Origin of the sequence: Rheinheimera sp. (assembly GCF_036568245.1) — a bacterium.
Classification (GTDB): Bacteria; Pseudomonadota; Gammaproteobacteria; order Enterobacterales; family Alteromonadaceae; genus Alishewanella.
Genome location: NZ_DATCSY010000295.1, coordinates 1 through 12,480, shown reverse-complemented (window position 1 = coordinate 12,480; position 12,480 = coordinate 1). Strand labels below are relative to the sequence as shown.

Genomic DNA, 12,480 nt, shown 5'->3' with positions numbered 1-12,480 from the left:
ATGCCATAGGGCTGAATGAAGGTATGCAAATGCTACTGGCAGCGCTTGGAGCGGCATCCGGTTTTGCGATTGCGCGTCTGTATGGGCGTTATCAGGAAAAACGCACTGATATTCATATTGTTGAAGTTTTACCCTCCTTAGGTGTACAGCAACATAATCTGTCATGACGTGAGCGGCGAAAGCTGCTGCCACAGCCGTTAATAACACATAGCAAGCTGCCGTCGGATAGAGTACAATTCGCGCTAATTTTCAAAAATAACCCGCGCTGACGCTGGAGGTTGCCACTTGTCGTTATCAAGTATGCTGCTTTGCGTTGCGCTCACTGTTTTGCGGACAACATGCCTAAACTAAATCACATCAGAAACTTCTCTATTATTGCCCATATTGACCACGGTAAGTCGACGCTGTCTGATCGGCTAATTCAATACTGTGGCGGTCTGTCAGACCGTGAAATGCAGCAACAGGTGCTCGATTCGATGGATCTTGAGCGTGAGCGCGGTATTACAATTAAAGCGCAGAGCGTTACGCTGAACTACACCGCAGATGATGGCGAAACTTACCAGCTGAATTTTATCGATACGCCAGGCCATGTTGACTTTACTTATGAAGTCAGCCGGTCACTGGCTGCTTGTGAAGGGGCTTTACTGGTCGTGGACGCCGGACAGGGCGTAGAAGCGCAAACAGTAGCTAACTGCTATACCGCACTGGATATGAATTTAGAAGTTCTGCCGGTGCTGAATAAAATCGATTTACCCCAGGCTGATCCGGAACGTGTAGCGCAGGAAATTGAAGATATTATCGGTATCGAGGCAGTGGGCGCTGTGCAGTGCTCGGCAAAGACCGGTATTGGTATAAAAGATGTGCTGGAAACCATCGTTAAAAAAATTCCGCCACCGGAAGGTGAGCCGGAACAGCCAACCCAGGCTTTGATCATCGACTCCTGGTTTGACGCTTATCAGGGCGTAGTGTCGCTGGTGCGGGTGAAGCATGGCAGCATTAAAGCCAAAGACAAAATTAAAGTGATGTCGACCGGCCAAACTTACGAAGTTGATAAAGTGGGGATTTTCAGCCCTAAAGCTACCAACACCGGCGAGCTGAAAACCGGCGAAGTAGGTTTTGTTATCGCGGGTATTAAAGAGATCAAAGGTGCGCCGGTAGGTGATACGCTGACATTGGCAAAAAACAGTGCCGAAAAACCGTTGCCGGGTTTTAAACGCATTAAACCGCAGGTTTATGCCGGTGTGTTTCCGGTATCAAGCGACGACTACGAGGACTTCCGTGACGCGCTGGCCAAACTGAGCCTGAATGACTCTTCTCTGTTTTATGAGCCGGAAAACTCCGGTGCACTGGGCTTTGGTTTCCGTATTGGTTTCCTCGGTATGTTGCACATGGAAATCATTCAGGAGCGTTTAGAGCGCGAGTATGACCTGGATCTTATTACCACGGCTCCAACCGTAGTGTACGAAGTGGTGAAGAAAAACGGCGATATCGTCATGGTAGATAACCCAAGTGCGTTACCTGCGGTAAATGATATTGATGAAATTCGCGAGCCTATTGTTGAAGCGCATATTCTGGTGCCGCAGGAATATCTGGGTAACGTTATTACCCTGTGTATCGAAAAGCGTGGTGTGCAAACCAATATGTTATACCACGGTCGTCAGGTCGCCGTAACCTATGAGCTGCCGATGGCCGAAGTGGTCATGGACTTCTTTGACCGCTTAAAGTCAACCAGCCGTGGTTATGCTTCGCTCGATTACGCGTTTAAGCGCTTCCAAACCTCGAACATGCAGCGGGTTGATATTCTTATCAACGGTGAGCGGGTGGATGCGCTGGCGATTATCAGTCATATCGACTTTGCTCAGGGCCGCGGCCGTGAGCTGGCCGAAAAACTGAAAGAACTGATCCCACGGCAAATGTTTGACATTGCAATTCAGGCGGCGATTGGTAACCACGTTATTGCCCGTACGACCATCAAACAGATGCGTAAAAACGTATTGGCAAAATGTTATGGTGGCGACGTTAGCCGGAAGAAAAAGCTGCTGCAAAAGCAGAAAGAAGGTAAAAAGCGCATGAAACAGGTTGGTAATGTGGAAGTACCACAGGAAGCCTTCCTGGCGATTTTGAAAGTTGGTAAATAATTAAGGGTTTTACATGGCAGGTTACTTTGCAATTTTTCTGGTGCTGCTGACACTCGCCAGTGGTTTAATCTGGTTGCTGGATGCATTGGTGCTGGCACCTAAACGCCAGCAAAAACTTGCCCTGGCTCAATCAGCTGCCGGTGGTGGCAGTTTGCCGGAAGAGGCCGGAGCGGAGCTGTTAAAAGAGCCGCAGCTGGTCGAAACTGCAAAGTCGATTTTTCCGGTAATCGCCTTAATTACGATTTTCCGCTCGTTTATTTACGAACCTTTTCAGATCCCATCAGGCTCAATGATGCCAACTTTGCTGGTTGGCGATTTTATCCTGGTTGAAAAGTTTTCTTATGATGTCAAAGATCCGGTATGGCGCAAAACGTTGTACAGCAACAACAAACCACAGCGCGGTGATGTAGCGGTCTTTAAGTATCCGGAGCAACCGACGGTTGATTACATTAAACGGGTGATAGGTGTACCGGGCGACCGTATTATTTACCGTAATAAACAGTTGTTTATTGAAAAAGCCTGCACAGACGCACAGCAAGCTGATTGCGGTAAGCTGGAAATGATAGAGCTTAATCTGAAAAATGAAGGTGAGTTTTATCAGGAACAGTTCCCGCAGCGCCGTTATACAGAAAAGCTGGGTGATGTAGAGCACGATATTCTGCAGACGCCGGCACGGCGTGAGCACACCGAGTTCTTCTTTAAACAGCGCGGCACGGCTATTGATGAGTTTGTCGTACCGGAAGGGCACTACTTTGTGCTTGGTGATAACCGCGATAACAGTCGTGATGGCCGGTTCTGGGGCTTTGTGCCAGAAGATAATATGGTTGGTAAAGCGGTGTTTATCTGGATGAGCTTTGAATTTAATACCGATCCGAACAGCTGGTTGCCAGGTTGGGTACCAACAGGTGTACGTTTTGAACGTCTTGGCAGCATCCGCTAAGCTCAGAGACGGCACCGTTAAGAGACAAGCATGCAAAAATCGTTATCTCCACTGATAGCCCGTCTGGGCTATCAGTTTCAACAGCCGGCCTTACTGGAACAGGCTCTGACTCACCGCAGTTGCAAAGGGCAGCACAACGAACGGCTGGAATATCTGGGCGATGCCGTGCTGAGCCTGGTCATTGCTGAAACACTGTTTGCCAATTTCCCCAAAGCCCGTGAAGGCGATTTAACCCGGATGCGCGCAGCGCTGGTAAAAGGTGTTACGCTGGCTGAAATTGCCCAGGAGCTGCGGTTATCCGAATATTTACGCTTAGGGCCAGGCGAGCTGAAAAGCGGTGGTTTTCGCCGTGAGTCTATTCTGGCAGATGCGGTAGAGGCTATCCTCGGCGCGATTTATCTCGACGCCGGCATGGAGGCCTGTAAAGAGCGTATCTTATTCTGGTTCGGCTCACGCATAGAAACCATTACGCCAGGCGAGCAGAAAGACTCCAAAACCTTGTTGCAGGAATATCTGCAAGGGCTACGCTTAGCGTTGCCGGTATATGATGTCATTGCCACTGAAGGCGAGGCGCATCAGCAAACCTTTACAGTACGCTGCACCATAGCGGGTATGGCCCCATTTACCGCCAGCGGTACTTCACGCCGCAAGGCAGAGCAGGACGCCGCTCACATGGCGCTGGAAAAAATTAAGCATGACAGAAAATAATACCCTGCCAACCTATGCCGCTCTGGTCGCCATTGTCGGCAGGCCTAACGTTGGCAAATCGACGTTGCTCAATAAGCTGGTAGGGCAAAAGGTCAGTATCACCTCGAAGAAACCGCAAACTACCCGGCACCGCATTGTCGGAATTGACACCCGTGATAATTATCAGACGGTATATGTTGATACCCCGGGCCTGCACAGTGAAGAAAAGCGGGCAATCAACCGTTTAATGAACAAAGCGGCTGCCAGCTCTATTCTCGATGTTGAATTTGTGCTGTTTGTTGTAGAAGGTACACGCTGGACGGATGATGATCAGATGGTGTTAAACCGGCTTATCGCAGCGAAGAAGCCGGTGGTGCTGGTGGTCAACAAGGTAGACTTGTATCGCGACAAAGACACACTGCTACCGCACTTACAGTGGCTGGGCCAGCAACTGAATTTTATTGATGTGGTGCCGCTGTCAGCTGAAACCGGCGACAATATAGATGCGTTGCGCGCCGTGGTGCAAAAGCATTTACCACCGTGCGAGTTTTTCTTTCCGGATGATTATGTTACCGACCGCTCAATGCGTTTTATGGCCGCAGAAATTGTCCGTGAAAAACTGATGCGCTTTCTCGGTGATGAGTTGCCTTATTCGGTAACGGTAGAAATTGAGCGCTTTAAGTGGGAAGAGAAACATTACCATATCGCCGCGCTGGTGCTGGTCGAGCGGGACAGCCAGAAAAAAATGGTGATTGGTAACAAAGGTGAGCGGATAAAAACGATCGCCACTGAAGCGCGTCTGGATATGGCCGCTATGCTGGAGCAACCGGTGTTTTTGCAAATCTGGGTGAAAGTAAAATCGGGCTGGGCGGATGACGAACGCGCGCTGCGCAGCCTGGGCTACGGCGAAGACTAACCACAGATGTCCGCAGCGTTCTGGCCAGCGTATATTCTGCACAGCCGTCCGCTGAGCGACGATAAGCTTATCTTACAGTTGCTGTTGCCTGAACAGGGGCGGCTGTCTGCAGTAGTACGCAGGAAGCAGGGTAAGCAGCGCTTAAGTTTGCAGCCGTTTCAGTTGTTTATGCTGGAGCTGAGCGGCAGAAGTGAGCTGAAAACCGTCAAAAATATTGATGAAGCCGCGGTAGGCCATATGTTCAGCGGTAAGGTGCTATACAGCGCGATTTATCTTAATGAGCTGATTTGCCGCTTATGGCCCGATAATTTAGCCTCTGAGCAGTTATTTGCGCTATATCAGGCTGGCTTGCAACAACTTGATGACGTCCAGGCTTCTGGTACTGAACTGGAGCCTTGTCTGCGCCGGTTTGAATTTGCTTTATTGGCAGAATTGGGCCAACCGATTGAATGGCAGTATGACGCCAATGGACAAGCTATCAATGCAACAGCACGCTACGAGTGGCAAAGCGAAGCCGGTTTTGTGCCATCCGGCAGTGGCTTTAGCGGAGCTTTGTTGTTGAACATTGGCCAGAATCTTTGGCAAGCGGCAGAAACCAAACGCTGTGCCAAACAGCTTAGCCGGCAGCTGTTGTCACCTTTATTAGGCGCAAAACCCCTGGCTAGCAGAGCCTTGTTTGCGTCAGAATAACCCTAATTTTATCTGTGGAGTCAGGTATGCATAACCCTATTTTTCTTGGTGTGAACATTGATCATGTTGCAACGTTGCGCCAGGCCCGCGGGACTTATTACCCTGAACCTGTGCATGCAGCGCTAATGGCCGAGCAGGCGGGCGCTGATGGTATTACCGTGCATTTGCGTGAAGATAGACGGCATATTATTGACCGCGATGTATTTGTATTGCGTCAGACCATCGCAACCAGGCTGAACTTTGAAATGGCCGTTACTGATGAAATGCTGCAAATTGCCACTGAGCTAAAACCGCATTTTGCCTGCTTTGTACCTGAGAAACGCCAGGAGCTAACCACCGAAGGCGGGCTGGAAGTAGCCGGGCAACTAACGCGTATTACCGATGCTGTTACACAAATGCGTGAACAAAACATACTGGTATCGCTGTTTATCGATGCCGATCACCGCCAGATCGAAGCGGCAGCAGCAGCAGGCGCGCCTTATATTGAAATTCATACCGGCAAATATGCCGAAGCCCAGGATGCGGCAGTGCAGCGCGCTGAGTTAAAACGTATCAGCGAAGCGGCCGCCTATGCTTCGTCACTGGGGCTGATAGTAAATGCTGGGCACGGTTTGCATTACCATAATGTGCAGCCGATAGCCGCGATACCGCAGATGCATGAGCTGAATATCGGCCATGCGATAGTGGCACGGGCGGTGTTCAGCGGCCTGGACGGCGCCGTGCGGGAAATGAAGCGGCTGATGGTTGAGGCCCGGTGCTGATGGCAATCGTTGGCCTGGGAACCGATATTGTCGAAATTGCCCGGATTGAACAAAGCCTGTCGCGAAGCCCTGCGCTGATAAAGCGTGTGCTGACAGAGAACGAGCAGCAGATCTTTCAGGCGATGGCGCAAAACCATCCTGGCAATGCGGCGCGTTATTTTGCCAAACGTTTTGCGGCAAAAGAGGCGGCGGCGAAGGCGCTTGGTACCGGTATTGGCCGCGGCGTGTCATTTCAGCATATTCATATCAGCAACAATGCTGACGGCGCACCTAAACTGGCCCTCACCGATTTTGCCTCAGAACTTGCCGCCCGGCTTGGTGTCAGCCATATCTGGTTATCGATTACCGATGAGCAGGCTTATGCTGCCGCTACCGTGATCCTGGAGCGGCAGTAGCCAGGTTGTACGCCCTGATGCTTACTGCCATTGCCAGTGCTGGCTCTCCAGCCACAGCCCCTGCATAATATCGTCCAACTCCAGCAATTCCGGCTCCAGTTCTGCCAGACTTTTGCCTTGCTTGAGCTGGGTTTCCAACAGCTCTGACAGTTGTTTCAGTCTGGGCACACCAGTATAACAGCAGGCACCGTTTAACTTATGGATCTGCTGCAGTAATTGGGCAACATCCTGGGTTGAGGCAGCTTGTTGTATCGCCGCCCGGCTTGGCGGAATGCTGTTTACCAGCATCTGCAGCATTTCTTTCATCAGGCTGCATTTACCACCTGCGCGCTCCAGCGACATCGGCCAGTTCACCAGCTTACTTGCCGGCCAGCTTGTCGGCGCGCTCTGTGGTCGGCTGGTCGGGCAGAACTCCTGCAAACTGCAGTGCAGCATGTTCTCGTCCAGCGGTTTACTTAAAAATTCATTAAAACCCAGCGTCAGCAAGCGGGCGCGCTCGCCATCTACTGCGTGCGCTGTCACGGCTATGATGGGGGTGTGCTCGTTCAGCGAGCTTTGGCGGATACGCTGGCAGGCGTTAATACCGTCCATTACCGGCATGTTGATATCCATAAAAATAATGTCATACACATGTTGTGTTGCTTTATGCCAGGCTTCTGCGCCGTCGCGGGCAGAGTCGATCTGCTCTACCTGTTCGGCCAGCAAGGTATTAATCAGCTTCAGGTTGGCGTCATTGTCATCCACTGTCAGTACTTTAAGGCTGCCCTGGCGTTGGCCGGCGGTTTCATCCACAGGTTGTGCCTTGTGCAGATAAGGCTGCGCCAGCGCCGTGGCCAGTTTGCGTAAGTGAGGTGGTTTCGACAGGCAGGCATCGGCACCGGCGCTTAGCAGTGTTTCGCGCAGATGGGGTGACAAAGTATTTACCAACAGGCAGGTGTGGCTGCACTGGGGTTTGATTTGTTTCAGTAAAGCCAGTACCTGATTGACCTGATTCAGGGCAATGGTGCGGCCTATCAGGCCAATATCATAGTGCTGCTGGTGCGCCAGCGCCTGTTGCAGCTGACCTTTAGTGGCGCAGGCGGTCACCTGTAACCCCCAGCTGTGTAACAGCGCCAGCGTCGCTTCGCGGGAGTGCTGCTGCGGTTCAAAATACAGCAGTTGTTTGTTCTCCAGCACATCCAGCGGCAGGCTGTCTGCCACAGCAATCTGGTGACGCAGGCATTTTATCGTGAACCAGAAGGTTGAGCCCTCAGCCTGTTTGCTTTCAAAACCTATGTTGCCGCCCATCGCTTTAACCAGCCGTTGCGAGATCATTAGCCCCAGGCCGGAGCCGCTCTGGTGGCTGCGGGAGTCGTTGTAGCTAAAGCCTTGAAATAACTGGCTTTGCTGCTCCTCACTGATGCCGCGACCGGTATCCTGTACCGAGCAGTGTAAAACAAGCTGATCTTCGTTCAGTAAGGTTGCCGACACCCGGATGACAATGCTGCCGTGGTCTGTAAATTTAATGGCGTTACCGGCAATGTTCATCAGCACCTGAATGAAACGCGCCGGATCGGCTACCAGATCGTCCGGGCAGGACGGCTCTACCATCAATACCAGCTCCAGATGCTTATCAAATGCATTGGCGGCCAGCAGTTCGGTTGCATCATTTAACATATCCCGCAGCGAAAAGGGCTCCGGGTTGATTGATAGCCGGCCTTCTTCCAGCTTGGAAAAATCCAGTACATCGTTAACCAGGTGCAGCAGGCTGTTGGCTGACTTCTGGATTGTTGTAAGGTAGTCATGCTGGTTCGACGACAGCTGGGTTTTCAGCAGTTGGCGGGTAAAGCCGATAACGCCATTTAGCGGCGTACGCAGTTCATGGCTCATTTTGGCCAGGAACTCGGATTTTTGCCGGTTTTCTTCCTGCGCTTTGCGCCGGGCAAAATCCAGTTCTATGTTCTGCACCTCCAGTTGCTCCATGCTTTGCTGCAAATCGCTGGTAACCTGCTCAATCTGCTGCTGCATTTCCTGCTCCTGCACGTTGAAGTGAGTTCCCAGCAGGTTCAGGCTGTGCTGCAGCTGCGTCAGCTCACGCACTATGCCGCCGGTATTGCCGCTGCCGGCTTCGGCTTTCTGGCCGTTTAACAGCAATTGCAGATTACGTAATATTTGCCGCACCGGTTGGTGCACTCTGCGCAGCAACAATAGTGTTGGCAGCATAAAAGCAATTAAACAGCCGGCGTTTATTAAGATGACATGCAGCAGCAGCTGTTGTTGCTGCAACTGTAATTGTGCCTTGGGTAACTGCAGCAGCAGATATCCCTGAGCTGCAGTAGCATCTTCAGCTGCCAGAGGCTGATAAAACACCAGCTCATGTTCACTGTCAGCCAGCAGGCCGGTCGGTGCTAATTTCTGTGTGCTACTTAACTGCAATGCGCGGTTAAACCGCTGCGGATTGGTGTGTATCAGCGCCTGATGATTGGCATCAAACAGACTGATATTGCTCAGTAAAGGCGAGTTGAGCCGGTGTGCGCTGCTAAGCAGTTGCTCCAACGCGACGGTATTTTGTCTGCTCAGTAAGTCCTGGCTGCTGATCGACAAGGGCAGGGCAATATGTTGTGCCTTTTCGGAAAAAGAAAGTGCTAACTCCTGATAACGAACATAGCTAAAATAGCCGGCACAGAATACACTGACCAGCAGTGCCGGCAGTGCGCTGCAAAGCAGTAACCAGGAGCGCAAACCAATTTTTGTCATTGTTGCCGCTGTAATCGAATTAACATTGCCCTGATAATGACATAAGACGTCGTTCTTGCCTACAACCTGACAGAGACACCATGCTTAACATATACAAAGCCAAGCCTAAAGCCAGCCTGCTGGGAAAAACCTTTAACTTCAACATAGATAACAGTGATTATGAGGTGCAAGGCATCAGTAAGCACCAGCAGAAAATTGTCTTTGTTGCAGCGGCGCTGCCAGGAGAGCAGGTGCAGGCCAAGGTAGTGGAAGATAAAGCCGGCTTTATCAGAGCGCAAACGGTTAACGTCATAACGCCATCCCCTCTGAGGATAACGCCGCCATGTCCGCATGCTGCGGTATGCGGTGGTTGCCAGTTGCAGCATCTGACCGCTGAATCACAGCGCGAGTTAAAGTTGCAGGGCATTGATGCCCTGATCCGCCATCAGACAAACCTGCCACAGTTGCCGTGGCAACCGACACTGGCATCTGCATCGACCGGTTACCGGCGCCGTGCCCGTATCGGTATCTGGTACGATAAAAAGCAGCGCCGGTTTGACGTCGGCTTTCGCCGCCAGGCGGACAAACAGATTGTCGCGCTGGACCATTGCATGGTGCTGTCAGCAACGTTAGCGCCGGTGTTTGGCGTGCTTAACCAGGTGTTGCCGCAGTTAAAAGACCCGACATCTGTCACTCACGCTGAAGTATTGCAGGCTGGCAGCACAGCTTTTGTTATCCTGCGCCATATCAGGCCGTTAAGTGAGCTTGAACAGCAGCTGTTTATTGCTGCCTGGCCAGAGGCTGTCTGGGTGGGCGAGGCAGAGCAGGGGCGATTCAGTTACTGGCAGCGTGAGGTCACCCCGGAATATACGCTGGCGGAGCAGGATCTGAGATTACAATTTTCGCCTGATGATTTTATTCAGGTAAATGCTGAGCTGAACCAGCAGATGGTAAATCAGGCGCTTGACTGGCTGCAGGTCAAAGCTGATGACATAGTACTGGATTTATATGCCGGTATAGGCAACTTTACGCTGGCGCTGGCGCAACGGGCAAAAACAGTGCGTGCAGTTGAAGGTGTGGCCAAAATGGTGCAACAGCTGGCAACCAATGCTAAGTTAAACGGTCTTAGCAACGTGGAAGCCTATCAGGCTGATTTACATCTGAGCTGGCCTAAAGCCAGTTGGAATACGCCTGAGTATACCAAGGTGTTGTTGGATCCGGCCCGGGCCGGTGCCGCCGGTGCTACAGAGCAAATTATTAAGCTAAAACCGGCACAGATATTGTACGTGTCGTGCAACGCTGCTACTTTTGCCCGTGATGCGAAGATATTGCTGCAAAGTGGGTATCGTCTGCATAAGATCAGTGGTGTGGATATGTTTACCCACACCAACCACCTGGAATTGATGGCGTTGTTCAGCCGGTCGTAAATTATAGAGGGAACAGCACATGGTAAGGGTTCGTCAGTCACACAGTACTGATTACAACAGTGGTGAAACGCTGGAGTGGTTATGTTCGCTGGGGCTGACTGAGAAAAAGATCAACAGTTTGATGAATGCAGCCGAATGGCTGAAGCAACATCAGCTGATTGAGCCCATTACAGCAGTGCGTACCGGCTGGGAAATGGTCGAGATCCTGGCCGAGCTGCGCATGGACAGCGACTCGCTGCTGGCAGCGTTGCTGTTTCCGTTGCTGGAAGCCGATTTAGTTAACACTGAGCAACTTGAAGCTGAATTTCCCGCCAATGTGGTTGCAATGCTCAAGGCCGTGCAGCAAATGGAAGCTATCCGTACCATTCCAACCGGGCCGAACCAGAGTGTAAACCCGCAACAGGCAGATAACCTGCGCCGCATGTTACTGGCGATGGTAGAAGACGTGCGTGCAGTGGTCATTAAACTGGCAGCCCAAATTTGTTATCTGCGCGAAGTGAAAAACGCCGATGAAGAAACCCGGGTATTAGCGGCGAAAGAAACCAACGCCATCTTCGCACCGCTGGCAAACCGCTTGGGTATTGGTCAGTTAAAATGGGAGCTTGAAGATTTAGCCTTCCGTTACTTGCACCCCAGGCTTTACAAACAAATTGCCAGCCTGCTCGAAGAAAAGCGGCTCGACCGCGAGCAGTATATGCAAGAGTTTGTCGCCTCTGTGCGGCAGAAAATTGCGGATGCAAATTTAACGGCCGACGTGTATGGCCGGCCCAAGCATATATTCAGTATCTGGAAAAAAATGCAGAAAAAGCAGCTGGCCTTTGATCAGCTGTATGATATCCGCGCCGTGCGGATCATCACCGAGCGGGTGCAGGATTGTTACGCCGCACTTGGCATAGTGCACACCGGTTGGCGGCACCTGCCAAAAGAATTCGATGACTATATCGCGACGCCAAAACAAAATGGTTACCAGTCTATTCATACCGTGGTGCTGGGCCCGCTTGGCCGTGCCGTAGAAATACAAATCCGTACCCGGCAAATGCATGAAGACTCTGAGCTTGGGGTAGCGGCGCACTGGCGTTACAAAGAAGGCTCAGTTGCCGGTAAAGACGGCGCCAATGATGAAAAGATTGGCTGGCTGCGTAAGCTGCTGCAATGGCAGGAAGATGTTGTTGAAAGCGCTGATCTGGCAGAAGAGCTGCGTAACCAGGTTATCGAAGACAGAGTTTATGTATTTACACCCAAAGGCGACATTGTCGACTTGCCAATGGGCTCAACCCCGCTGGATTTTGCCTATTACGTGCACTCTAATGTGGGGCATCGCTGTATTGGCGCTAAAATCTCCGGCCGCATAGTGCCTTTTACCTATCAACTGAAAACCGGCGATCAGGTAGAAATACTGACCGGGCGGGAGCCTAACCCCAGCCGTGACTGGTTAAACCCGCATCTGGGTTATTTAAAATCCAGCCGTGCCCGCTCTAAAGTGCAGTACTGGTTCCGCTTGCAGGACAGAGATAAAAATATCGCTGCCGGTAAAGAGTTGCTCGATACCGAACTGACCCGGCTGAATCTGGTGATGGAGCATCCGGGCAAGGTATTGTCGCGCTTTAACGTAAACAGTATGGATGAGCTGCTGGTGGGTATTGGCGGCGGTGAAATTAAAGTGACCCAGGTTGTGCACTTTATTCAGAGCCAGAGTGCCAAATTAGAAGAGCCGGAAATCGACCCGCGGTTAATTACCAAACCATTGTCACCGGCAAAAGCAAAAAGTGATGTAGTGGTGCAGGGCGTGGGTAATTTGTTAACCCACATGG

10 protein-coding genes are annotated in these 12,480 nt (G+C 51.4%); 9 read left to right on the top strand and 1 reads right to left on the bottom strand.

Annotated elements, in window-relative coordinates; translation table 11 throughout:
• Positions 1–338: 338 nt before the first annotated feature.
• Genes lepA through acpS form a run of 7 tightly spaced genes read left to right on the top strand, consistent with a single transcriptional unit; the run spans position 339 to position 6,527 of the window.
• On the top strand, positions 339–2,138 hold the full coding sequence (gene lepA, locus VIN66_RS13300) for a translation elongation factor 4 (RefSeq protein WP_331924429.1): 1,800 nt from the start codon (positions 339–341) through the stop codon (positions 2,136–2,138).
• 13 nt (positions 2,139–2,151) lie between these two features.
• On the top strand, positions 2,152–3,078 hold the full coding sequence (lepB, locus tag VIN66_RS13295; RefSeq protein ID WP_331924428.1) for a signal peptidase I: 927 nt from the start codon (positions 2,152–2,154) through the stop codon (positions 3,076–3,078).
• 30 nt (positions 3,079–3,108) lie between these two features.
• On the top strand, positions 3,109–3,786 hold the full coding sequence (gene rnc, locus VIN66_RS13290) for a ribonuclease III (RefSeq protein ID WP_331924427.1): 678 nt from the start codon (positions 3,109–3,111) through the stop codon (positions 3,784–3,786).
• Positions 3,773–4,681: a GTPase Era gene (gene era, locus VIN66_RS13285; RefSeq protein WP_134056638.1), complete on the top strand. Its 909-nt coding sequence runs from the start codon at positions 3,773–3,775 to the stop codon at positions 4,679–4,681. The genes rnc and era overlap by 14 nt, the downstream gene beginning before the upstream one ends.
• Positions 4,682–4,687: 6 nt before the next feature.
• Complete coding sequence (gene recO, locus VIN66_RS13280) at positions 4,688–5,371, top strand: DNA repair protein RecO (RefSeq protein WP_331924426.1); 684 nt, start codon at positions 4,688–4,690, stop codon at positions 5,369–5,371.
• Positions 5,372–5,397: 26 nt separating this feature from the next.
• Positions 5,398–6,132 (top strand): pyridoxine 5'-phosphate synthase, encoded by a 735-nt coding sequence (gene pdxJ / locus VIN66_RS13275; protein WP_331924425.1) that lies wholly within the window; start codon positions 5,398–5,400, stop codon positions 6,130–6,132.
• Positions 6,132–6,527, top strand: a complete 396-nt coding sequence (gene acpS, locus VIN66_RS13270; protein ID WP_331924424.1) for a holo-ACP synthase — start codon at positions 6,132–6,134, stop codon at positions 6,525–6,527. The genes pdxJ and acpS overlap by 1 nt, the downstream gene beginning before the upstream one ends.
• A gap of 21 nt (positions 6,528–6,548) precedes the next feature.
• On the opposite strand, the gene barA is transcribed toward acpS, so the two are convergent.
• Positions 6,549–9,263: a two-component sensor histidine kinase BarA gene (barA, locus tag VIN66_RS13265; protein ID WP_331924423.1), complete on the bottom strand. Its 2,715-nt coding sequence runs from the start codon at positions 9,261–9,263 to the stop codon at positions 6,549–6,551.
• An 80-nt stretch (positions 9,264–9,343) separates the two neighbouring features.
• Between barA and rlmD the strand changes: the two genes are divergently transcribed.
• Both rlmD and relA read left to right on the top strand, forming a co-directional pair.
• The gene (gene rlmD, locus VIN66_RS13260; RefSeq protein ID WP_331924422.1) at positions 9,344–10,669 is read left to right on the top strand and encodes a 23S rRNA (uracil(1939)-C(5))-methyltransferase RlmD; all 1,326 of its coding nucleotides are present in this window, start codon (positions 9,344–9,346) and stop codon (positions 10,667–10,669) included.
• Between the two features lie 19 nt (positions 10,670–10,688).
• The coding region (gene relA / locus VIN66_RS13255) for a GTP diphosphokinase (protein WP_331924421.1) at positions 10,689–12,480 on the top strand (1,792 nt) is incomplete at its 3' end.

What these genes read in the sequence shown, in the direction of transcription:
- lepA (WP_331924429.1), top strand. Translation starts at nt 339, where the DNA reads ATGCCTAAACTAAATCACATCAGAAACTTCTCTATTATTGCCCATATT.
- lepB (WP_331924428.1), top strand. Translation starts at nt 2,152, where the DNA reads ATGGCAGGTTACTTTGCAATTTTTCTGGTGCTGCTGACACTCGCCAGT.
- rnc (WP_331924427.1), top strand. Translation starts at nt 3,109, where the DNA reads ATGCAAAAATCGTTATCTCCACTGATAGCCCGTCTGGGCTATCAGTTT.
- era (WP_134056638.1), top strand. Translation starts at nt 3,773, where the DNA reads ATGACAGAAAATAATACCCTGCCAACCTATGCCGCTCTGGTCGCCATT.
- recO (WP_331924426.1), top strand. Translation starts at nt 4,688, where the DNA reads ATGTCCGCAGCGTTCTGGCCAGCGTATATTCTGCACAGCCGTCCGCTG.
- pdxJ (WP_331924425.1), top strand. Translation starts at nt 5,398, where the DNA reads ATGCATAACCCTATTTTTCTTGGTGTGAACATTGATCATGTTGCAACG.
- acpS (WP_331924424.1), top strand. Translation starts at nt 6,132, where the DNA reads ATGGCAATCGTTGGCCTGGGAACCGATATTGTCGAAATTGCCCGGATT.
- barA (WP_331924423.1), bottom strand. Translation starts at nt 9,263, where the DNA reads ATGACAAAAATTGGTTTGCGCTCCTGGTTACTGCTTTGCAGCGCACTG.
- rlmD (WP_331924422.1), top strand. Translation starts at nt 9,344, where the DNA reads ATGCTTAACATATACAAAGCCAAGCCTAAAGCCAGCCTGCTGGGAAAA.